The 21,857-nt window shown below is 68.9% G+C and carries 21 protein-coding genes and 1 pseudogene; 11 read left to right on the top strand and 11 right to left on the bottom strand.

Annotated elements, in window-relative coordinates:
- Window positions 1–71 precede the first annotated feature (71 nt).
- The gene (locus PV679_RS02530) at window positions 72–743 is read left to right on the top strand and encodes a hypothetical protein (protein WP_319678543.1); all 672 of its coding nucleotides are present in this window, start codon (window positions 72–74) and stop codon (window positions 741–743) included.
- Window positions 744–878: 135 nt separating this feature from the next.
- On the top strand, window positions 879–1,145 hold the full coding sequence (locus PV679_RS02525; protein WP_319678542.1) for a hypothetical protein: 267 nt from the start codon (window positions 879–881) through the stop codon (window positions 1,143–1,145).
- A 168-nt stretch (window positions 1,146–1,313) separates the two neighbouring features.
- Here PV679_RS02525 and PV679_RS02520 read toward each other — a convergent pair whose 3' ends face one another.
- The gene (locus PV679_RS02520) at window positions 1,314–3,185 is read right to left on the bottom strand and encodes an SMI1/KNR4 family protein (protein WP_319678541.1); all 1,872 of its coding nucleotides are present in this window, start codon (window positions 3,183–3,185) and stop codon (window positions 1,314–1,316) included.
- A 198-nt stretch (window positions 3,186–3,383) separates the two neighbouring features.
- Between PV679_RS02520 and PV679_RS02515 the strand changes: the two genes are divergently transcribed.
- A complete protein-coding gene (locus PV679_RS02515; protein ID WP_319678540.1) occupies window positions 3,384–4,241 on the top strand; it encodes an NAD(P)-dependent oxidoreductase in 858 nt (285 codons plus the stop codon).
- 75 nt (window positions 4,242–4,316) lie between these two features.
- On the opposite strand, the gene PV679_RS02510 is transcribed toward PV679_RS02515, so the two are convergent.
- Complete coding sequence (locus PV679_RS02510; protein ID WP_319678539.1) at window positions 4,317–5,402, bottom strand: Gfo/Idh/MocA family protein; 1,086 nt, start codon at window positions 5,400–5,402, stop codon at window positions 4,317–4,319.
- Between the two features lie 225 nt (window positions 5,403–5,627).
- Between PV679_RS02510 and PV679_RS02505 the strand changes: the two genes are divergently transcribed.
- From PV679_RS02505 to PV679_RS02495, 3 genes and pseudogenes are all read left to right on the top strand, one after another.
- On the top strand, window positions 5,628–6,431 hold the full coding sequence (locus tag PV679_RS02505; RefSeq protein ID WP_319678538.1) for a hypothetical protein: 804 nt from the start codon (window positions 5,628–5,630) through the stop codon (window positions 6,429–6,431).
- Between the two features lie 196 nt (window positions 6,432–6,627).
- Window positions 6,628–7,107 carry a hypothetical protein gene (locus PV679_RS02500; protein ID WP_319678537.1) on the top strand — a complete coding sequence of 160 codons (480 nt, stop codon included), beginning with the start codon at window positions 6,628–6,630 and terminating at the stop codon, window positions 7,105–7,107.
- Between the two features lie 564 nt (window positions 7,108–7,671).
- Window positions 7,672–7,902 (top strand): annotated as a pseudogene (locus tag PV679_RS02495) (integrase); the annotation flags it as partial.
- A gap of 463 nt (window positions 7,903–8,365) precedes the next feature.
- Here the strand turns inward: PV679_RS02495 and PV679_RS02490 are convergent.
- The 3 genes from PV679_RS02490 to PV679_RS02480 are packed head-to-tail and all read right to left on the bottom strand — an operon-like array spanning window position 8,366 to window position 10,855.
- A complete protein-coding gene (locus PV679_RS02490; protein WP_319678536.1) occupies window positions 8,366–9,010 on the bottom strand; it encodes a hypothetical protein in 645 nt (214 codons plus the stop codon).
- A gap of 58 nt (window positions 9,011–9,068) precedes the next feature.
- Window positions 9,069–9,560 (bottom strand): hypothetical protein, encoded by a 492-nt coding sequence (locus PV679_RS02485; protein WP_319678535.1) that lies wholly within the window; start codon window positions 9,558–9,560, stop codon window positions 9,069–9,071.
- Between the two features lie 32 nt (window positions 9,561–9,592).
- Window positions 9,593–10,855, bottom strand: coding sequence for a hypothetical protein (locus PV679_RS02480; RefSeq protein ID WP_319678534.1), 1,263 nt, complete (start codon window positions 10,853–10,855; stop codon window positions 9,593–9,595).
- A gap of 185 nt (window positions 10,856–11,040) precedes the next feature.
- Here PV679_RS02480 and PV679_RS02475 point away from each other — a divergent pair, with 185 nt between their 5' ends.
- The 3 genes from PV679_RS02475 to PV679_RS02465 all read left to right on the top strand — a co-directional run bounded on the left by PV679_RS02475 (window position 11,041) and on the right by PV679_RS02465 (window position 12,885).
- Window positions 11,041–11,475, top strand: coding sequence for an ATP-binding protein (locus tag PV679_RS02475; RefSeq protein WP_319678533.1), 435 nt, complete (start codon window positions 11,041–11,043; stop codon window positions 11,473–11,475).
- Between the two features lie 203 nt (window positions 11,476–11,678).
- Complete coding sequence (locus PV679_RS02470) at window positions 11,679–12,398, top strand: hypothetical protein (protein WP_319678532.1); 720 nt, start codon at window positions 11,679–11,681, stop codon at window positions 12,396–12,398.
- A 166-nt stretch (window positions 12,399–12,564) separates the two neighbouring features.
- The gene (locus tag PV679_RS02465; protein WP_319678531.1) at window positions 12,565–12,885 is read left to right on the top strand and encodes an integrase; all 321 of its coding nucleotides are present in this window, start codon (window positions 12,565–12,567) and stop codon (window positions 12,883–12,885) included.
- A gap of 32 nt (window positions 12,886–12,917) precedes the next feature.
- On the opposite strand, the gene glnA is transcribed toward PV679_RS02465, so the two are convergent.
- The gene (glnA, locus tag PV679_RS02460; protein WP_319678530.1) at window positions 12,918–14,327 is read right to left on the bottom strand and encodes a type I glutamate--ammonia ligase; all 1,410 of its coding nucleotides are present in this window, start codon (window positions 14,325–14,327) and stop codon (window positions 12,918–12,920) included.
- A gap of 230 nt (window positions 14,328–14,557) precedes the next feature.
- On the opposite strand from glnA, the gene PV679_RS02455 reads away from it, so the two are divergent.
- Entirely contained in the window at window positions 14,558–15,025 is a 468-nt protein-coding gene (locus PV679_RS02455) for an RDD family protein (RefSeq protein WP_319678529.1), read from the top strand.
- A gap of 202 nt (window positions 15,026–15,227) precedes the next feature.
- Here the strand turns inward: PV679_RS02455 and PV679_RS02450 are convergent, their stop codons facing one another.
- The 4 genes from PV679_RS02450 to lipB all read right to left on the bottom strand — a co-directional run bounded on the left by PV679_RS02450 (window position 15,228) and on the right by lipB (window position 18,327).
- Entirely contained in the window at window positions 15,228–15,926 is a 699-nt protein-coding gene (locus tag PV679_RS02450) for a DUF4191 domain-containing protein (protein ID WP_319678528.1), read from the bottom strand.
- 9 nt (window positions 15,927–15,935) lie between these two features.
- Entirely contained in the window at window positions 15,936–16,181 is a 246-nt protein-coding gene (locus PV679_RS02445) for a hypothetical protein (RefSeq protein WP_319678736.1), read from the bottom strand.
- Between the two features lie 249 nt (window positions 16,182–16,430).
- Window positions 16,431–17,396 carry a lipoyl synthase gene (lipA, locus tag PV679_RS02440; RefSeq protein WP_319678527.1) on the bottom strand — a complete coding sequence of 322 codons (966 nt, stop codon included), beginning with the start codon at window positions 17,394–17,396 and terminating at the stop codon, window positions 16,431–16,433.
- A gap of 133 nt (window positions 17,397–17,529) precedes the next feature.
- Window positions 17,530–18,327, bottom strand: coding sequence for a lipoyl(octanoyl) transferase LipB (lipB, locus tag PV679_RS02435; RefSeq protein WP_319678526.1), 798 nt, complete (start codon window positions 18,325–18,327; stop codon window positions 17,530–17,532).
- 273 nt (window positions 18,328–18,600) lie between these two features.
- On the opposite strand from lipB, the gene PV679_RS02430 reads away from it, so the two are divergent.
- On the top strand, window positions 18,601–20,052 hold the full coding sequence (locus tag PV679_RS02430) for a regulator (RefSeq protein WP_319678525.1): 1,452 nt from the start codon (window positions 18,601–18,603) through the stop codon (window positions 20,050–20,052).
- Between the two features lie 49 nt (window positions 20,053–20,101).
- Here the strand turns inward: PV679_RS02430 and PV679_RS02425 are convergent, their stop codons facing one another.
- Window positions 20,102–21,412 carry an NAD(P)/FAD-dependent oxidoreductase gene (locus PV679_RS02425; protein WP_319678524.1) on the bottom strand — a complete coding sequence of 437 codons (1,311 nt, stop codon included), beginning with the start codon at window positions 21,410–21,412 and terminating at the stop codon, window positions 20,102–20,104.
- Between the last annotated feature and the right edge of the window lie 445 nt (window positions 21,413–21,857).

Genomic DNA, 21,857 nt, shown 5'->3' with positions numbered 1-21,857 from the left:
GAGGAAAGCGACAGGAACTGGGATAGGAGGATGTAGGCGCACCATCCACCACCACACGAAGGACGATCGCCTTGCGCCCCTCGCTTCGGGCCGCTGCCACGCTGGCCGCGGCCGCCGCGCTGGTCACCGGATGCAGCTCCGGCGACGACTGGTCACGGCCGCATCCCAAGCCCTCCGCCATCGGTACTCTCGGCTCCGGGTTCATCGACCCCTCCGCCCCGCCCACCCCGGAGGCGACCGCCACGCCGCGGCCCGGCTCCTGGACCGGGGTCCACCCGTCGAAGGACTACCGCGTGGTACTCCTCACCGCCGGTGACGACCGCCCGACCAAGGCCCTGGTGAAGGCGGTCAAGGAGTGGGCCGAGACCGAGCACGTCGACCTCAGGACGGTGGTCGCCGACGGTCCGTCCGACCTCCTTCCCAGCGTCGTCAGCGCCCTTGAGCTGAGCCCGGACCTCATCGTCAGCGCGGGCAACGACCTCATCGATCCTCTCTCGACGGTCACGCCGAACCACCTGTCACAACAGTTCCTCGTCGTGGGAGCGGAACTGGCTGAGCCCACGCACAACGTCACGGCGGTCGACTGGTCCGGCGCGTCGTTCCGCGGCGAAGGGCTCGGCGCGTCCTCGACGTACGACGCCGACTCGTTCACCGCCGAGCGCTGCGCGGCCGCCATCAGGGCGGGCGTCGCGGCCGTGCTCAACGACTGGACCGGGATCGTGATCTGGCTCGACAAGCACTAGTGGAGCCGGCCGAGTGGCGTCGGCCGTGCCGCCGGACTCTCTCTCAAATGCCCTCTGGCCAGGGACGATTGTCAGTGCGAGGCAGTAAAATAGAGGGAGTTCGTGAGGGTCCAACCACGTGCCGGGAGGTCGCCGATGGCCGTTGCCACAATCACGACGAAACCCTTCGATACCCTGCCATCCCTCAAGCGCAAGCCACTGCCGGCGGGCCTGCCCCGTGAGTGGTACGAGACGCACAACCGCCGGCTCAAGGCCATGCGCCTCGCCATCGCCCTGCTCGACTCGGGCGTCTACCATCCGGCGAACGCGAGCAACCGCAGGATCCGCAGCACGGCGGCGAGGATCGGCATCCGCCCGCCGTCCGACACCACCTGCCATATGGTGCGCACCCTGATCCGCTGAGGGAGCGGACGCACGGCCGTGACAACGCCGGCCTCCGGATCCGTGCCCAGGGCCGGATCCGGAGGCCGGCCGCACCGCGCACGGCCCGGTGCGGCGCAGGCACACCTTCCGTCCCATGCGTCAGCCAGACCATGCGTCAGCCAAGCAGTGCGTCAGCCAAGCAGTGCGTCAGCCGATCACATCGCTCCGAGCTCCGACAGGCGGCTCTTCCGGGCCGGGCGGCGCCACCCATGGCTCGGCCGCGACGGCGTGCAGCCGCCCGTGCTCGATCGCGAAGCGGGGCAGGGAAACGCCGAACGTTTCCGTGAGAGCGCTGAGCGCCTCGTACTCGTCATCGGGATCCAGAGCCGGACCGCCGGAGCCAGTCGCCGGAAAGAGGTCCTCCGGTGCGAGCGACCCGGGAAGCGTCCCCCATCGTTCGATCTCTCCGCCGCGCGCGGTGAATCCGTACACACGCCGCCCGTCCTCGGCATAGGAGAAATGGAAGGATCCTGGGAACGCGCCGGACAGGCCGCCACGCTCGACCCACACCGCGACGGACTTCGCGCCCCGCGAAACCGACTCGTCCACGCCGTTCAGCCGTCCCGGCCGAAAAGCCTCCGGGCGGCTCTCGAAGGCGAAACTCCAGCCGTCTCCACTCGATCCGAGCCGGGCCACACCATGCTCGTCACTCCCGTGTCGCGAGGAGAGGTCCCGCTCACCGGACGGCGCCAGCAGCGGACCCTTTCCTATTCGCCCGGCCAGCTCCTCCGGCGAGACGCCATGAACCAGGACGAAGCGATAGGAACCCGCCGGCTCCGCGGGCTCCTGATCGGCGAGCCAGGCCAACCCGTCCGGTTCCGGCGCCGCCTCCTCGCCGTCGTCCCACGCCGGCGCCTCTTCGGCCCGCTCGCCACGAGGCGTTTCCAGGATGTACCGACCGCGCTCCGGAGTGATCACCGGCCCGAGCAGCGGATCCGCGAGCAGTCCGACCGGAGCCACGTGCTCACTGCCATACGGCTGCCAGTCGGGCACCGCGGCCGCGACGGTGCGCCACGCCGCGTCCGTATCGCCCCAGCGCGCCTGCTCCCGCGCCACGGCGACGGCATCTCCGAAAGGGCCGGGCGGCTCGTACCGGAACGTAAGCTCGCCGATCTCCCGGAACACCGCCAGGGCCCGCTCCCGGTCCGCACCGTCATGAGGCTGAACGAACTCCGCCTCGCCACGGCGGGACCGGAGATGCTCCCGAGCGGCCAGCGGCAGGAACTCGTGCGCGTACAGCGGATCGTCCAGGCCTCCCGCGACACGGGAACTCACCTCACCGCCGCCCAGCATCGCCTCCACCTGGACGCGCAGCCCACGGGCGCGAACTCTGCCGGACTCCTCGGCCTCGGCGAACACATCGAGCTGACCGTCGATGTCATCACCGCCCAGACACGCCACCCGCGCTCCTTCGACGGCCGCGTCGAGCTCACGGGTCGTCTCATTCACAAACCCGGGCCTGTCTCCGTTCACCCGGTGGAAGTCCTTGAACAGCGCCTGCATAAGCTCCGTGAACGACTCGTAGCGATCCGGGTACTCGCCCGACCAGCCACGATGGACATAGGCGGCCCATTCACCGTCCGCGTTCACATCGCCCGGGTCGAGCAGGACGTCGGTCATGTCCGAGTCCAGGGACAACTGGAGCGCCCTGCCCCACATGCCGGCCGTCAGCACCTCCTCCTCGGAGGGACTCTCACCCAGGTCGCTCTCGTAGATCTCCTGAAGACCGCCCGGGTCCGCGTGCCAGTGCACACCCTCCGCCGTCCCCATCAGACGAACGGACGTCCCGGCGGGCCGCCAGCCGTCGGTGGCCGCCAGAAACGACCGGTAGGTCGGCGGCAGAGCCACGCCGAGCCGCTCCTCAAGAGCCTCGATCCGATCCTCGTCAGCGGGCGCGAACCCCAGCCATCGCTCCCGCGGGACCTGTTCGTCCGCGACTTCCTGCCCCAGCGCACCGGCGGAGTCGACCCAGTCCTCACTCCACCGCTCAAGGAAGGGCCGCCAGTTGTAGATCTTCATGGGCTCATCGTGCCAGCGCCCACTGACAGCCGGGCCCGCGCGGACATCCGGAGGCACCACTTCCGTCTACCGAGTACCGGGCCGGTGGTGCCGCCGGCCTGCGGCGGGAGAGGATGGAGCAGCAAGACGCGAGAGCGATGCCGAGTCGCGAGAGTGACGTCGAGTCGCGAGTAGTGATGCCGAGTTGGGAGAACGTCCATGACCACAGTCGCCGTCACTGGTGCCAATGGGAAGACCGGCCGTGTCGTCGTCGCGGATCTGCTGGAACACGGTTTCGACGTCCTGGCCGTGGACATCGCCGCCGGGCCCGGCGACCGGGACACCATGGCCAAGATCGGAGCACCGCTGCTGCGCGCGGACCTGACGGACTACGGACAAGCGGTCGACGCGCTGAGCGAGGCCGACACGGTGATCCACCTGGCCAATATCCCCGCGCCCGGCCTTTTTCCCGCCGCCCACACCCTGAACACCAACCTGGCGATGAACAACAACGTCTTCCTCGCCGCCGCGCACAACAAGCTGTCCCGGGTCGTGTGGGCGTCCAGCGAGACCACGCTCGGCCTGCCGTTCGACGTCCCGCCCCGCTACGCGCCGGTGGACGAGGACCACTACCCGTACCCGACCACGACCTACGCGCTGTCCAAGGTGGCGAGCGAGACCACCGCCCAGCACATCGCCGAATGGTCCGGCATCCCCTTCGTCGCGCTGCGCCTGTCCAACGTCCACCTCGAAGAGGACTACCACCTGGTGCCCGGTTACTGGGCCGACGCGCGGCTGCGGAAGTGGAACCTCTGGGGCTATATCGACGCCCGGGATGTCGCGGCGGCCTGCCGCCTCGCGCTCGCCGCGCCCGTGACCGGAGCGCCGAGCTTCGTCATCGCGGCGGCGGACACCATCATGGACCGGCCCTCCGCCGAACTGCTCGCCGAGGTGTTCCCAGAAGTGGAGCTCACCCGCGAGATCGGCACATACGGAACACTGCTGAGCATCGACCGCGCCCGCGAAGCACTGGGCTTCGTGCCGCGGCACTCCTGGCGCGACATCATCGACCGCTGACGACCCGGCCCGCCGCCGGGAGGACGAAGCCTCCCGGCGGCCGGGACCGAGAGAGTCCTCGCGAACCGCCGGTGCTCAGACCGCCCAGGCCTCCCGGGTCGTGGTCACGGCGGCCCCGGTGCGTGCCGACTCCATGATCGCCAGGCTGATCAGATGGTCCTGGCAGCCCTCGGCGAGCGGATACGGCTGCGGTCCCTCACCGCGCACCCAGGCACCGGTACGCCACAGCAGGTCAACGACGGCCAGATCGTCCTCGGAGAGGTTCGCGCCGACGAATTCGTTCCGGTACACCACCCGTCCGTCGAACGTGATGTGATGCAGCTCGACGCCCTCCAGATTGAGGTCGGTCCCGGTCCGGCGGCGGACCAGCGCGGACTCCACCGGGGTGCGCGGGTCGGCCATCCGCACCACGCTGTCGTCGATGATCTCGCCCAGCGAACCGCGCACCACCATGCGCCGTCCGCGCAACGGATTCCACCACTGGTTGTCCGTGAAGTCATACAGTCCCATCCGCCCGCCGAAGTCCAGGAACGCGAGAGTCGTCGAGGCGTCCTTGGGCGTCAGATCGCCGGACCACCCGTCCCTGGACAACGGATCGGCGAGCGGAGCGGTGAAGTCTTTGGCCGTCACCGTGGCGGATTCGAAGCCGGCTCCGAGCGTGTGCCGGATCAGGGACACCGCGTGGTACAGGTGCGTGGAGGACATCTGGACGGACGTCACCTCTCCGATCACTCCCTCCCGCAGCAGTGCGAGCCGGGCCGCGTGTCCCGCCATCAGCGGATACTGCTCCGCCACCTGCACCAGGCCGCTGCCACCGGTCTCACGCCACAGGTCCCGCAGCCCTTCGAGGTCCGACGCCGGAGGCGTCTCCGCCAGTACCGGCACCTCGCGGCGTACGAGATCCTTCGTCACCTCCGGAGTGACGGACCACGGCACGGACGGGATGACGAACTCCGGCCGCTCGGCGCCCGCCAGCAACTCGTCGACCGTGCGGTAGGCGGGCACTCCCCAGGACGCCTCCACCTCGGCGCCGCGCTCGGCGGACCGGCTCACCACACCGGTCACCGCGAAGCGGTCGGGCAGCTTACGCGCCAGACGGACAAAGAACTCCGACCGCCAGCCGCTGCCGACCAGGCCGAAGCGTACAGGTGCTGCGCTCACGTGATTCGCTCCTCGAAAGACGGGCCGTGGGGTAACGGCTCGGTGCACGATAGACGCCGCTCGGTTCTGTCGTGCCAGGCGGTACCGGGCGCGACAGAAGCAGATCACCGACGGCGTGGTTTCCCGTGGCCGCCGCGTCAATGCCCGTTTGAACGCCTGCCGTGCTCAGCCAGGAGCCACGTTCCGGGAATCACGTTGTCGGTGCCGGGTGCCAGACTGAGCGTCATGTCCGTCGCTGACCTGACCTTCGAACACTGGCGCGCTCTGGACCACGAGGCCGCCGCGCGACATGCCCGAGAGGCAGCCCGCCAGGTGGGCGGGCAGCTCGTCCATTTCGACAGCGCCCCGCACCTGGACGGCAGGCTCCACCGCGCGCTGGTCGAACGCGCGGGACAGCGTTTCGCTCTCATACCCGGTGGCGAGGTGACGGTCGGCTTCGATCCGGACGCCTGGCAGCCACTGGCCGAGCAGCTCGACTCCTACCGGACCGAGAGCCTGCGGGGCGGTTACGGCTTCGACCCCGATCCACGCGCCCATCTCGCCCAGTTCCTCACCGCGCGGCGCACGGTCACGGTTCCCACACTGCTGATCGCGGTCGAATCCCAACAACTCACCGAACTGCCCGATAGGGTCCCGGCGGCACTCGCCGGACAAGGTCTGCGGCTGCCCAGCCCGGACGAGTGGGAGCACGCCTGTGGCGCGGGAGTGGCGACACTGTTCCGCTGGGGGGACCACTGCCCGCTCGACAGCTTCCCGTACGGCGCCGGACGCGGACCCCAGCACCAGCCCAACGCCTTCGGCCTGCACATCGCCTACGACGTCTACCAGGCGGAGATGACCTCCGACCCGGCGTCGGTGTACGGCGGCGACGGCGGAGAGGCGGTATGCGGCGGATACGGCACCTTTGTCCAATGGCTGCCTCTCGCCACCGCCAACCGCAACCCCGCCATGGCGGAGTTCCTCAACGGCCCGGACGGCGCGGACATGTACGAGGAGTTCAGCACCCGCCCCGTCCTCGAACTCGCCTGACAGCCGCGCGATGTGAGCCCGGCCCGGAGGTCGTCTGTACGAGACCCTCCGGGAAACCCTCACAGGCACCCGCCTGATCGGCACGCTCCGGAGCCAATGACTCTATGAGAGACGGCGGTTGAGCTGTGACGCCTCTGTTGCCGGAACTGTGGGCTCCGTCACAGCCGTCGTGATCTTGGCCTGATGGACTCGGCCGATGGCATTCCTGCTTCTGCTGTTCGTTCCGGCCGGACTGATCTTGGCCTTCGCCTTCGCCGGCCATGGCTTCGGCACCCTCGGCCGGGTCGGCCTTCGGAGTGCCGACCGCCGGGTGTGGCTCAGGAGCCTCGCCGCCATCCTGGGCGCCGTCGCCATCGCGCTGTACACGTGGGGCCTGCTCCATGTCGTCGGGGCGGTCATGTCCGCGGCGGACGGCGGCGCCGACTCGGCACCGATCCGGTCCTGCCGCACACCCGGCTGGCAGGAGCGGACAATGGCCAACATGATCACCGACTACACGGTGAATTACCTGCCGCTCCAATTCGTCTGCGAGACGAATGACGGTGGAGACTACGCCACCGGCGCCGTTCCGGGTTACGTCAATCCGGCGGTCCTGGGCTTCGCGCTGGCCGCCGTCATCGCGCGCGCCGGGGCCCCGGGAGCGGAGCGCCGCACCGAGAAGGATCCGGCCGTGTAATACGGGAAGACGCTGCGTCCACTCGACGCGACGACCGGGCCGCTGGGCGCGATCCCGCTCAACTACCGGAAACCGTCTCGCCATCCGCGGAGCGAGGCAGGAGAAGCTGGGGAGACCGAGCAAGGGCCCGATGTTGGTGTCGCTGACGTGGGGCCGTCGGCGAAGAGAAGCTCGTACGGCAGGTGATCGTCGTCCGGAACCAGAGGAACATAGTCGGGGGCCGTACACGCGGCGATGGCCGGCAGCCGGGCGGCAGCTTCCTCCTCAGTCACAGGAGCGAGCCCGAGGGCGGCCAGGAGACGGTCGCGCTCGGCGTCGAAATCGGGCCGGTCGGCACGTAGATCCGATCCCAGCTCCGTCGGAGTGAAGCCCGCCGCCAGCTCATGCCAGAAAGGCAGTACCACGATCAGCGTGACGGCCTCCACGAGGTCAGCACCGATCAGCGTGGCCCGGCCCTCGGAGTCGGCGTACAGAACAGGCCGTTCCTCGGCTCCGGCTTTTCCACAGAGGAGATATGTGCCGCCGGCACCACAGCCCGCTATCGGGTGCAGTGGCGCCCCAAACGCCCTCTACCACCACTACGCGAGCGTGCCGCTCGACGCGGGCGAGAGCGTCAAAGCCCTCTCCGAGTATCTCGGCCACTCCGACCCGGGCTTCACGCCGCGCACGTACACGCACCTGATGCCCGCCGGCGAGGAGCGGACGAAGAAGGCCGTCGACCGCGCCCTGACGGCGGCGGTCGACGGCCTGACATCTCGGGGGAGCGCCCCCGTTGTGCTCCAGGCGGGGGCCTAAAGGGCATTACCGCAGGTCAGCGGTGCTTCGGCTTCGGCCTAGATGTCGAAGAAGTGCCACCCGCCCGCCGCTGACCTGCGACTTTCTGCTCAAACGCCCGCTGACCTGGCGTTTCATCCTTCGTGACCTTGCACGGATGCGGGGCATTTTTGACTCCCGTGTGCCCTGCATGTGCCCCCGACTCGGGTCCTAAGCTCTGTAGATTCTTACGCCTCAAGCCGGGACGTCTGAGGGCGAATCCATGAAGCCCAGATGGAAGGGATGAAAGCGGCTGGATCAGACGGCTCCGGTGCACTCGGGCTTCCGAGGGGACATTGGATCGTGGCCACAGGGGTGCACTGACACTCTGGGCCTGGCCGGGCAGGCGGACCTATAGGCCAAGGTCGCGGCGTTGGGAAGATAAGTGTATTGGGATGGCCGTGCCGTGGTGTTGACACCGCCGCCCTTAATTGACCGTTGGAGTCTATTCCTCGTGGGTCCGCGCAGACGTCTCGATGACATGCCTTGTGAGGCTCCTGAGAGCGTCTGCCTGCTGCTTTTGAGATCTGGCCGACTTCTTCGATTGCTCGGCAAGAACGTGCGTGCTCCATTCTAAAGATTCAGTGTCCAATCCGGTATTTCTCAGAATCTCAAGGTCAATAACGTAGGTCAGCGGCTCCATGACGCCGAAGGGTCCGCTGGCCTGGACCTTGACCGTGTAGAGGAGCGGAAGGTTTGAAGAGAACACTTTGTGGCCAACGTCCATGACGAACGGAAGTCGCCGACCAGGAGGCAGCGCAGCGATCTTCCTGGTAACCGCTTGGTTGAGAATGGCCTCTTTCTCCGCACCGAGAGTTGTCCGCAGAGGAGGGTCGACGGACAGTTGGACATCGCGGGCGAGAGTCGGCCCGATGTTTTCGATGACGAAAACTAGTAGCGATGACCCGGGTACTCTCGGCCGAATATCGGCGATGACGTATGGCTCTGCCTGTTCGCGTTGTGCTCGCTCAGTGAGAGCGTTTGCTCTCGCGGCTGCTTCGGTTTGCTTGTGGCTGTACTGAAAGGTGACGAGAGCGGAGGGAACCGAGATTACAAGTGCGATGAGCGCGACGACTGACGCGGTATCCATCTCCCGAGTCTACGGTCGAACTGAACCCAGACGACCTCCACGTGTGACGGCGTCCTAGCTAGGCCCCGATGCGCTCGGCGCCCTCCGGCCACACCACGTCGACCGGGATGCCTGCGGTGCGGGCGTCAACGACCACGTCGGCTGTGCCGCCGCCCTTGCCACCCGGTGGCTGGCCGTTCCAGACGGCGACCAAGCGGTCGGCGCGGTCCAGGAGTACGCGGTTGGCTGCCTCGTATGCCTCTCTGCCGGCCGTTTCGAAGGGCATGGTCAGTACTTCGTCGGCGGCCTCAATGAGCTTGTCGAATAGGGGAGCGTGCTGCGGCCTGACCTTTGTTCGGCGGTAGTCGTGCGAGGGGATCACCGCTACAAGACGGCCGCCGGCCGCGAGTACGGCTTCGGCGAAGAGGCTGTCCGATCCGGCGGCGATGCAGGACACCCCGACCAGATTCGGGCCCCGGTATCCGGCGAGCAGGTCTCGTACTGCGTCGCGGACCAAGGGGACCGATGCGTCCGTCAGGTCCATGTGGCCGGTTACGGCAAGCGTCGTCACAGCGGCTTCTTCCTCTTTCCCAAGCGGCTTCATCAGTCGGCGAGTTGTTCGCGGAGTCTGGCCCGAGCTTCCCGGACCGGGCGGGACGCGCCATGTCCGACGGTGTACGAGTAGAGCCACGCCATGCCCTCCCGTACACGTCCGGACTGCACCCGCTCGGCGACGTCCAGCGCGGCGTGGGTCTCCTGGCACCCGGCAGTCAGGTCCCCGCTGAGGAAGTAGACCTCCGCGAGACCGAGCCGGTCGAGGGCGTTGCTTCGGCCCGCCTCCGGGCCGCGCTGTGAGAGGGCCTGCCGGATTTCCTCACCTGCGCGGTTGGCGTGTGTACGAGGATCTTGCCGGGCGAGTTCCAGCAGTCGGCCGCCGGTGGTGCCGGCGAGTTCGGCTTCGTCGAAGTAGGCGATCCAGTGCGGCTCGGTCTGCTCGGGAGCGGCCTCGCCCAGGTCCTGTCGCGCCTGTTCGGTCGCCCGTGTGAACGCCGAGGTACGCCCGAGGGCGGCCAGTGCCCATGCCTCCCGGGTCCGAAGCATCGCCCTCACCCGGGGCCCGGCCACGTCGCGGGCGCCGTCCTGGGCCAGGCGAACGAGTTCGAGTGCGTCCTGTGGTCGGTTGCTGTACAGCATCTGACGGGCCATGCCCGCCAGCACGTTGGCGCCCCACAGACGGTCGCCGCCCGCGTGTGCGGCCCGCAGGGACAGCCGGTAGTAGTCCTGGGCCCGCCGTTGCAGGCCGCTGTCCCACGCCATGGTGGCTGCCGTCCCGGCAAGATGCGCGAGCACCCGGTAGAGCCGTACCTCGACCGCTGGGGCCTGGTGCTCGTCCAGTACGGTCGCGACTTCCGAAAGCTGACCAAGGACTCCTCGGCGGCGCAGTCCGCCGCCGTAGCGATGGTCCCATGCGCGAAACGCTTTCGCGGTCTCCTCCAACTGCTCGACGTCCCGCAGGCCCAGACGCCCTGGGCGGGTGCGCCGTCGGCCTTCCTCGCCCGGGTGCATCCACCCTTCCAGGCTGTTGAGGAGGGGGGCGCCGGACATGGCCGTGGCTGCGAGGGCACGGGCCAACGCTCGCCGGTCCATGGTCAGATCGGCTCGGGTGAGCCGGTCGGCGAGTTCGATCGTGGTGTGGGTCTGCCAAGGACTGTCCATACGCACAGGCACCTCCGCCGTCTCCGCTCGGGGCGGGGCCTCGGTCTCCCATGGACGCGGGGCGAGGCCGATGAAGTCGCCGGGAACGCGCAGTCCGTCGGCGATGCGCGCCAGCACCTCGTACGAGGTGACCTGCGTGCTGCCGGACATGCTGGTGGCCGCCACCGGCCGCCACCAGCGTATTACCGCCGCGATAACACCTGCCGGTACTACTCCCGGATCTCCGGTCCGCCGAACCTGGATTGGTGACGAAACCCATCCGAACCGATCGGCCCTCCAACCCCGAGTGCGACCCTGCCCGGCTTACTGATCCTCTGAGTTGGGCCAGGAAGGTCGTGGATCATGCCCACCAACCAGTTCTCCAGACCAGTCGTCACGTCAACAAGGTGATGGCCATCCGGATTGGCGACGCGTCGCTCGTGGCGTATGTCCGGCATGCCGTGCGGGAGGCGTTACGGGCCTGGGACCTGTCCGAACTGGCCGACACGGTCGTGCTGGTCGCGTCCGAATTGGTGGGTAACGCGCTACGGCATGGAAAGACCACGGAGATTCCGGTGCGGTTGACGATCGACGGCTCGAACGTGGTGTTGGAGGTTGCCGACGACTCCGACGTCGAACCGTCGGTCGAGGCAACGGGGGCGGAGGACGAAGACGGTCGCGGCCTCTTGCTGGTCGCCGCGCTCGCCGACGCGTGGGGCAGCGAACCCCGCGACGGCGGGGGGAAGTCGGTCTGGGCCAGGTTCGCCGCCGACGTGGGCGGGGCGGCATAGGCGTCCGCGGCCTGATGCCAGCGCATTTGCTGGTTGTTGCTGGGGCTGACCCCCGGCTCGTGCCTGGACGTATGTGGGACGAGGGCTGCATGGCGGCACGCCGATTCCCGGCCGAGCGCAGGGACAGTCTCCAATGCATGTCTCCCTCAGTCAGCCATCGCCCATCTTTGGATCACATCTATTGAGAGAAGAACAGCAGCGTCATGACGACGAAGCCGGATCACCGAGGCACGGTGCACGGACGTAAGGCCGCGCTTCCTGCATCCCGAGGGTTTGCGCGGCCGGAGTTGGTGCCGTACATCACCCGGTGGAGCGAGGAGGGGGAAGCCAGTATGCCGGTGGTGGCTCGCCGGAACGGTCGAGGCATCGCGTACGCCGATGAGCGGTCGTACGACCGGGACGCGAACGGCGTCCTCTGGACCCGCACTCCTTCACAGCCGGGCCGGGGCCGGCCGGAGTACGGAAACGTGCACAGCCTGCGGCAGCGGCTGGCCATGAGTCGTCTCCTGTGTCAGATCTGCGGCAAGCCCGCCGACCGTAACCCCGACGGGGTGCTGTGGCTGCTCGATGCAGACGCGCAGGAACCCGAATTGTGGCAAGAGGAAGAGCACACCACTCATCCACCGGTTTGTCTGCCCTGCGCCGCCCAATCGGCTGCGGCCTGTCCTCACCTGCGTCGCCGGTACGTGGCCTTGCGGGTAAGGGCCTTCGCTTTGTCCGGTGTTCACGGCGCGCTCTATCAGCGGGGCGAAACCCTGCCCGTGCCTGTCGATGTCACGGGACTCCGCTTCGGCGACCCACGGATGCCGTGGATGCGGGGCGGTCAACTCGTCATGCATCTCAGTGATTTCACGACAACCGACCTGCAAATCGGAACTGGACCGGGCGAGCTGGCAGAGATCTCGTCGGGGCGCTCTGGATGACTTCGATCGCGACAACATGCTCTGCCGGGGCAAGGACTCCTTACCCCACAGCTTGCTCCGCCGGGGCCATGCGTGGCGGGGTACCGTGACCCCTCCCTTTGCGGTCCGATGGGCGTGGTGGTGTCGCACCCGTCCCAGTCGTTGCGTGCCTGGTCAGCGCAGGTACGTGTGGAAGCCTGCTCTCGCGCGGGCAGGCGTTGTCCCCATCAAGCCCGAGGGCGAGAACTGCGGCGAGGCCCGCAGCGATGGCATGCACGCTCTCCGCCACCACTACGCGAGCGTGCCGCTCGACGCGGGCGAGAGCGTCAAAGCCCTCTCCGAGTACCTGGGCCACTCCGACCCGGGCTTCACGCCGCGCACGTACACGCACCTGATGCCCGCCGGCGAGGAGCGGACGAAGAAGGCCGTCGACCGCGCCCTGACGGCGGCGGTCGACGGCCTGACATCTCGGGGGAGTGCCCCCGTTGTGCCCCAGGCGGCGGCCTAAAGGGCATTACCGCAGGTCAGCGGTGCTTCGGCCTAGATGTCGAAGTACAGCTCGAACTCGTGCGGGTGCGGGCGGAGCTGGATCGGCGCGATTTCCTTGGTGCGCTTGTAGTCGATCCACGTGTCGATCAGGTCCGCCGTGAAGACGCCACCCGCCTGCAGGTACTCGTTGTCCGACTCCAGCGCTTCGAGGACCGCGGGCAGCGAGGTCGGGACCTGGGGGACGCCGGCGTGCTCCTCGGGAGCGAGCTCGTAGAGGTCCTTGTCGATCGGCTCGGCCGGCTCGATCTTGTTCTTGATGCCGTCCAGGCCGGCCAGGAGCAGCGCGGAGAAGGCCAGGTACGGGTTGGAGGACGGGTCCGGGGCGCGGAATTCGACGCGCTTGGCCTTCGGGTTCGAGCCCGTGATCGGGATGCGCATCGCGGCGGAGCGGTTGCGCTGCGAGTAGACCAGGTTGACCGGGGCCTCGAAGCCGGGGACCAGGCGGTGGTACGAGTTCACCGTCGGGTTGGTGAAGGCCAGCAGCGACGGCGCGTGCTTGAGGATGCCGCCGATGTAGTACCGGGCGGTGTCCGAGAGGCCCGCGTAGCCCTGCTCGTCGTAGAACAGCGGGCTGCCGCCCTGCCACAGGGACTGGTGGACGTGCATGCCCGAGCCGTTGTCGCCGAAGATCGGCTTCGGCATGAAGGTCGCGGTCTTGCCGTTGCGCCAGGCGACGTTCTTCACGATGTACTTGAAGAGCATCAGGTCGTCGGCCGCGGCGAGCAGCGTGTTGAACTTGTAGTTGATCTCCGCCTGGCCGGCGGTGCCGACCTCGTGGTGCTGGCGCTCGACCTGAAGGCCGGACGCCTCCAGCTCCAGGGAGATCTCCGCGCGCAGGTCGGCGAAGTGGTCGACCGGCGGGGCCGGGAAGTAGCCGCCCTTGTAGCGGACCTTGTAGCCGCGGTTGTCCTCGATCGCACCGGTGTTCCAGGCGCCGGCCTCGGAGTCGATGTGGTAGAAGCCCTCGTTCGCGGTGGTGTTGAAACGCACGCTGTCGAAGACGTAGAACTCGGCCTCGGGGCCGAAGTACGCGGTGTCCGCCACGCCGGTGGAGGCGAGGTACGCCTCGGCCTTCTTGGCGATGTTCCGCGGGTCGCGGCTGTACTGCTCGCCCGTGATCGGGTCGTGGATGAAGAAGTTGATGTTCAGCGTCTTGTCACGGCGGAACGGGTCGACCCGGGCGGTCGACAGGTCCGCGCGCAGCGCCATGTCCGACTCGTGGATGGCCTGGAAGCCACGAATGGAGGAGCCGTCGAAGGCCAGCTCTTCCACCGGATCGAACGCCTTCGCCGGGATCGTGAAGTGCTGCATCACGCCAGGCAGGTCGCAGAAGCGGACGTCGACGAACTTGACGTCCTCGTCCGCGATGAACTTCTTGGCCTCGTCGGCGTTCTGGAACATCCAGCTCCTCCTCCTCCCGTCCCGGGGTGGGGCGGGGGTTGTCGCTCGGTCGTGCGGCCAGTGCGGTGGCACACGTTGGACCCAACTTAGGTTTCCGGGGTTTCTCAAGCATGACTCATTTGTTTCGCAGAAGTTAACCGGCCCGGGTGGGCGCCGGGCGCACGCCGGGCCGCACATGCCCCCTTACCCCCGTCCCGAGGGTGCGAATACGGCCGCAGTACCGTGGTCGGGTGGATAACAGGCAAGCAATCGGATCGTGGCTCTCCGGGCCGCGCGCGGCAGCCGAGGACATGGGCGTCGACTTCGGCTACCGGGGCGAGCGGCTCGGTCTGCCGGAGAACGGGCCGGGCTCCGTCGCCCCGCTCGGCCGGCGCTTCGGTGCCCTGATGGTCGACTGGGCGCTGTGCGTACTGATCGCATACGGATTGCTGGCCAGAGGTGACTGGCAGGCGTCCGGGAACTGGGCGCTCGGCATCCTCCTCGTACTGAGCCTGCTTACCGTCGGTACGGTCGGCTCCACTCCCGGCAAGCGGCTCTTCGGCCTGCGCGTCGTCGCCGAGGACGGCGGCCGGCTCGGCCTGGGCCGCGTGCTCGTACGCAGCGTGCTGCTGTGCGTGGCCGTCCCGGCCCTCGTCTGGGACCGCGACGGCCGTGGCCTCCACGACCGCCTGGCCCGCGCCGTACAGGTACGGATCTAGGGTCTGTCGCGAAAGTCCCGCCCGGCCCGCGAGGCCCGGCACGCCCGCTCGCCGCGTTGTCGGAGCCGTCCGAGTCGTCCGGGCGGACGGCGCTGCTTTCGCAACATGCCCCAGTGGCGCCACAGCCCGCAGACGTCAAGAGGGCGGTCCGGAACCGAGTTCCGGACCGCCCTCTTATGTGTGGATTTATGCGTGGATGAGATCAGCGCATCTTTCCGCCGCGTGGCATCCGCATGCCCTTCGGCATCGGACCCTTCGGCAGCGGCATATTGCTCATCAGGTCGCCCATGGCCCGCAGCCGGTCGTTGGCCACCGTCACCTGCGGGCCCGCCAGCACTCGCGGCAGCTTCAGCATGGTCGTACGGACCTTCTTCAGCGGCACCTGGCCCTCGCCGTCGCCGACGATGATGTCGTGCACCGGTACGTCCACGACGATGCGGGCCATCTTCCGCTTCTCGGCCGCCAGCAGGTTCTTCAGCCGGTTCGGATTGCCCTCGGCGACCAGCACGATGCCCGCCTTGCCGACGGCCCGGTGGACGACGTCCTGGCTGCGGTTCATCGCCACCGCCGGTGTCGTGGTCCAGCCACGGCCCACGTTCTGCAGGACGGCCGCCGCAGCGCCCGGCTGGCCCTCCATCTGCCCGAAGGCGGCACGTTCGGCACGGCGGCCGAAGATGATCGCCATCGCGAGAAACGCCAGGATGAAGCCCAGGATGCCCAGATAGATCGGGTGGTTGATCAAGAAGCCGATCGCGAGGAAGACACCGAAGGTGACGATTCCCACACCCGCGACGACAAGACCGACCTTCGAGTCGGCCTGCCGGGTCATCTTGTAGGTAAGGGCGATCTGCTTCAGTCGCCCGGGGTTCGCAGCAGAGTCTGCGTTTTCCTTCCTCGCCATGCCCAGAGTTTACGTGGCGTGGGAAGTGTGGTCCGACACGGCCTCCAGAACGTGCTGTGCCTCGACCCGGTCCTTGGCCCGGCGGCGGTCCTCCAGGACGGCCGTCCAGGCGTTACGGCGGGCTGTGCGCTGGCCGCCGCTGAGGAGCAGGGACTCCACGGCGCGCAGCGCGGTGGAGACGGAGGGCAGCACAGGGGTGATGCGTGTGGTCGCCGTCACCGCTTCGGTGACGGGTCGGGCCGGCGCGACCTGCATGATGGCGGTCCCCTCAGGAGCGGTGGTGACGAGCGTACGAGCTGCGTGCAAGCAGCCTTACTCATCGGTGTTACCAGGGCGTGACCGACCGGTCAAACGGCAATGAAACCTTGATGCGCGGCCCGGAAACGCTGACGCGGCCCGTACACCACCCCCGACCTGGGAGGAGGGTACGGACCGCGTCACGACTGCGTTCTACTGCTGAGTAGCCTCTTGTGCTCAGATTCACACAGCCCGGATCGGCACGGCTCACACGGCCTGGCCGGCGACCGCCGCGCCACGCCGCTCGACCGCCTGCTGGTACAGCCGTCCCGCGCGGTACGAAGAACGCACCAGCGGTCCCGACATCACACCGGAGAAGCCGATGGCCTCGGCCTCGTCCTTCAGCTCCACGAACTCGTGCGGCTTCACCCAGCGCTCGACCGGATGGTGCCGTACGGACGGACGCAGATACTGCGTGATCGTGATCAGCTCGCAACCCGCGTCGTGCAGATCACGCAGCGCCTCACTGACCTCCGCGCGCTCCTCGCCCATGCCCAGGATCAGGTTGGACTTGGTGACCAGTCCCGCCTCGCGGGCGCGCGTGATGACGTCGAGCGAGCGGTCGTAACGGAATCCCGGACGGATCCGCTTGAAGATCCGCGGCACCGTCTCGACATTGTGCGCGAGCACCTCGGGCCGGGAGGAGAAGACCTCGGCGAGCTGCTCGGGCACGGCGTTGAAGTCAGGGATGAGCAGCTCGACCTTGGTGCCGCCGGCCGCGCGCTCCGCCGTCATGGCGTGGATCTGGCGGACGGTCTCCGCGTACAGCCAGGCACCGCCGTCTTCCACGTCGTCGCGGGCGACGCCGGTGATGGTGGCGTAGTTCAGGTCCATCGTGACAACGGACTCACCCACCCGGCGCGGCTCGTCACGGTCCAGCGCCTGCGGCTTGCCCGTGTCGATCTGGCAGAAGTCACAGCGCCGGGTGCACTGGTCGCCGCCGATGAGGAAGGTGGCCTCGCGGTCCTCCCAGCATTCGAAGATGTTCGGACAGCCGGCCTCCTGGCAGACCGTGTGCAGACCCTCGCTCTTCACGAGCTTCTGCAACTGGTTGTACTCGGGGCCCATTTTCGCCCGAGTCTTGATCCACTCGGGCTTGCGCTCGATGGGGGTCTGGCTGTTCCGGACCTCCAGGCGCAGCATCTTGCGTCCGTCGGGTGCGACAGCGGACACGTCCGGCACCTCTCTCTGCTGGCGCGGCATTCGATTCTTCGGCGAATACCAGGTTACGCCCGTTGTTTACGTGGCATTACGTCTGGCCAACCGGCGGCCGTCGGGGCGCATTCCCTCCGATGGCCGCGGTGCCTCAGACGCTCGCGTGCTCGATCTCGCGCGGCTTCGGCTCCGCGTGCTCCAGCACGTCCCGCAGATGGCGCTCCACCACCGGGAGGACCTCCGCGATCGTGATCTCACGGCCGAGCTCGGACGAGAGCGATGTCACGCCCGCGTCCCGGATCCCGCACGGCACGATCCGGTCGAACCAGGTGTTGTCCGGGTTCACGTTCAGCGAGAAGCCGTGCATCGTCACGCCCTTGGCGACCCGGATGCCGATCGCCGCGAGCTTGCGGTCCTCCCGGCGCTGGCCGGCGTTGGACGGCGCGTACTCCGGGCCGTTCAGCCGCGGATCGAACTCCTCGTCCCGCAGCCGTGGATCGAAGTCCAGCGAGAGTCCGCCCGGCGCGGGACGGCTCTCCACCGGATCACCGAGCACCCACACGCCACTGCGCCCCTCGACCCGCGTCGTCTCCAGGCCGAACTCCGCGGCCGTGCGGATCAGGGCGTCTTCGAGGCGGCGGACATGCGCGACGACATCCACGGGCCGCGGCAGCTTGAGGATCGGATAGCCGACGAGCTGGCCGGGACCGTGCCAGGTGATCTTCCCGCCGCGGTCCACGTCGATGACGGGCGTGCCGTCCAGCGGACGCTCACTGTCCGCGGTGCGCCGGCCCGCCGTGTACACCGGCGTGTGTTCCAGCAGCAGACAGGTGTCCGGAACCTCTTCCGCGAAGCGGGCCGCGTGCACCCGGCGCTGCTCCTGCCATGCCTCCTGGTAGTCGACGGAATCCTCGCCGAACCCCAGATGGACGTACCGCAGCTCACCCACGGCAGTGCCTCCTTAGAACCCTTCATCGTGCGCCGTCAGTACCTTCAACGTGCACGGGTCGCGCTCTCGCAACTGTACGGCGGCTCCCGGCGGAGAGGCCGGGCAGGTGCTCTCCGGCCCCTTCCGCCGCGCTCGCGTCAGCGGTGGCTCGATCCTCACACGATCGGATGAATGTGGGACGAAGGTGACGGTGAGGGCGGTTTGTACCGCTAAATTCGCGCCGTTCCATGAGGGCTGCTCACCGGGCCCGGAAGGCAGGAGACCGTACAGCTGATGTCGGAACGACCTCCGCAGCGAATCCCCAACCGCCAGCTCGCCGCACTCATCGCAGAAGCCGGATTCTCCAACGCAGGTCTCGCCCGCCGGGTGGATCAGCTCGGCCTCGAACACGGCCTCGATCTGCGGTACGACAAGACATCGGTGACGCGCTGGCTGCGCGGGCAGCAACCACGCGGCACCACACCCGCGCTGATCGCCGAGGTCTTCACCCGCCGGCTCGGTCGCCGGCTCTCCGCACAGGACCTGGGTCTGGACGCCTGCGCCCCGGTCTACGCGGGCCTCGAATTCGCGTCCACACCCGAGGAAGCCGTCGACATCGTCGCGGGACTGTGGCGCAAGGACTCCGGCAGCCACAGCGAACTGCGCAAGATCGCGTTCACTCCGGCGGGCCTGGTCATTCCCAGTCGCGACTGGCTGATCGGACGCGCCGACGACCGCGTCGGCAGCCCCGGCCTCGTCGCGCACAACAACACCCGCGTCCCCGCCCAGTCTCGGCCCGAGGCCCCGGCGGTCCCGCGCTCGCGCACCGAACGCGCGGTCGGCCAGAAAGTGACGGCCGGAGACATCTCCGCACTCCGCTCGGTCGGCGACCTCTTCCGCACCCTCGACCAGACCTACGGCGGCGGCCATGCCCGCCACGCCCTCGTCCGCTATCTCGAACACGAGGCCGAACCGATGCTCCGCGGCCTGTACGGCGAGAGCGTCGGCCGGCGTCTCTTCGCCGCGGCCGCCGATCTGACCCGGCTGGCGGGCTGGACCGCGTACGACATCGCGGCACACGGCCTCGCCCAGCGCTACTTCGTCCAGGCCCTGCGGCTCGCCCAGGCGGCCGGCGACCGGGCCTACGGCTCGTACGTCCTGACCACCATGAGCCGCCAGGCCGTCTACCTCGGCCACGGCCGTGAGGCGGTGCAGCTCACCCGCGTCGCCCAGCAAGGAGTCGGCGCGTCCGCGCCGCCGGTGGTCCAGGCGCTGCTGCACTCCGCCGAGGCCCGCGGGCATGGTGTCCTCGGCGACGTACGGGCGTGCACCGCCGCGCTCGTACGGGCCGAACGCGCGCTGGAGACGGCCCGGCCCGGCGACGACGTACCGCACTGGGCGCGCTTCTTCGACGAGGCGCAGCTCGCCGACGAGTTCGGGCACTGCTACCGCGATCTGCAGCAGTACCGCGCGTCCGTGCAGCACGCCGAGCGCTCGCTCCAGCTACGCGCCCCCGTGTACGCCCGCAGCCGCCTCTTCTGCCGCGTTGTGCTCGCCTGTGGCCGGCTCGGCCTCGGCGAGCTGGACCAGGCGTGCCTGCTGGGCGCGGAGGCGGCCCAGGCGGCCACCGAGATGCGTTCGGCGCGAGCCGTGGAGTACGTACGGGACTTCGAGCGGCGGCTGGAGCCGTACCGGGACGCCGCGGCCGTACGGAACTACCGCGACCGGACCGCGGCGTTCGGCTGAGCCCGGCGGACCGAGCCGCCGCCCGGTCACGGCCGGACGGCGGCCCGGGCTATGCCACGGCCGGCAGCGGGACCGTGCCGTACGAGGGCTTCACACCCAGGTCGCCGAGGACCGCGTGGGCGGCCCGGCGGCCCGAGAACAGCGCGCCCTGGACCGTGCTCGTGTCCCGGTGGTCGCCGCACACATACAGACCGGACAGCAGCCGGACCGGACGGCGCGGATCGTGCGGCGGAGGCATCGCCGGTACCGCCTCCGGGTCGTGATGGACGGCCAGCAGCTCCCAGTCGCCGGTCGGCGTCCCGTACAGCCGTGCGAGATGCGCGCGGACCGTGCGGTCCAGCTCGGCGGCCGGCGGCGGGGTGCCGAGCACCGTCGACGAGATCAGCACCCGGCCGTCCGGCGCGCGCGAGGCGTCGACCGCGCTCATCACGGCGGTGTGCGCCACCGGTCCACTCCGCTCCGCGTCCAGCAACAGCGCCGGATCGGTCAACGGCGGCTTCGGCGCGGTGTGATGAAGGACCGTCACGGCGTGGAAGTCCGGCATCCGCAGCCCCGGCAGCAACTCGGCCGCGGCGCGCGCGCCGGTGGCCAGCACCAGCGCGCGGCAAGCGATCTCACCGTGCTCCTTGGTGGTGACGCAGTTGATCGAGGTGTCCGTGACGCACACCTCCTTCCGTACGGTGCCCTGCGGCAGCGCCCGCTCAAGCAGCTCCGGCAGCGTCGCGGCGCCGCCCGCGGTCACACACAGCCGGCCTCGCGCGAAGGCGCGCAGCGCGAGGTCGGCGTACCGGCTCGACGTGGTGAGTCCGGGATCGCAGAGCAGTGCGGACAGCAGCGGGCGGACAAAGCCGTTGACGGTACGGACGGGCAGGCCGCGGGCGGACAGCGCGTCCAGCGCGGTGCGTTCGGGATGGGCCAGCAGACGCGGTGTCGGCATCGTCGCGATGCGGCCGAGAGCCGCGCCGATCCGCGCCTGATCGAGCGCGCCGCCGAGCGCTGGACGGGGGGCGCTCGCCAGGGCGCGTGCCGCGGTCAGTGCGCTCCGCGCGCTACCGACCGCACCGGTCCGGTAGTTCCGGCCGTCACTGTGCACGAGCACGCCCGGCGAGAACAACCGCAGGACGCCGCCCTCCAGCCCCGGCGTCCGGTGCAGCTCCGGATAGGAGGTGTTGAGCAACTGTCCGCTCCGGTCGAGGCGGAAACCGTCGACCTGGTCCGTGGCCATGCGACCGCCGACGTACGAGGCGGCCTCCAGGACACTGACTGTGACGCCTGCGCTGGTCAGATGGTGAGCCGCCGACAGACCTGCGACTCCGGCTCCGATGATGACGACGTCCGCGTGGTGTGCGCTGCTGAGCACGTGCCCCTCCCCGAGGTCGGCGCGGCTGGTGGGGAGCTGATGCCTGGACCAGCTCCCGGTCGAGAGTAGAAAGGGAACGGGCGCGGGGCGGACGCGCGTGGGCGGGGGCACCGATGCATGAGGGGCGCGGTGTCGCCGTCCGGCGGGGGTTGCGGGTGCGGGTCGCCGTCCGGCGGGGGTTGCGGGTGCGGGCGGTGGTGGCGGCGGGCGGTGGGCCTCCGGCGGTGCGTTGTCCCGGCGGGGTTGTTGTTCGGGTGCGGGTGCCGGGGGCGCCGGAGGTGGTGTCCGGACTGCATGATTTACGGCGCGCTCGGGCGGTCGTGAGGTCGTCCGGGATGCCGCGCCGCAAATCACGCTTTACGTCCGGTCACCATCCTCCTGTGCCCCCGTCCCCCTCCCGCCGGTGGTCCTGCCGGTCACGACCGCCTCCGGCTGGTGGGGTGGG

The sequence above is a fragment of the Streptomyces sp. AK02-01A genome (assembly GCF_033795305.1).
GTDB lineage: Bacteria > Actinomycetota > Actinomycetes > Streptomycetales > Streptomycetaceae > Streptomyces.
Note: the sequence above shows the minus strand (reverse complement) of the source record. Positions and strands in the feature narration are given on the sequence as shown.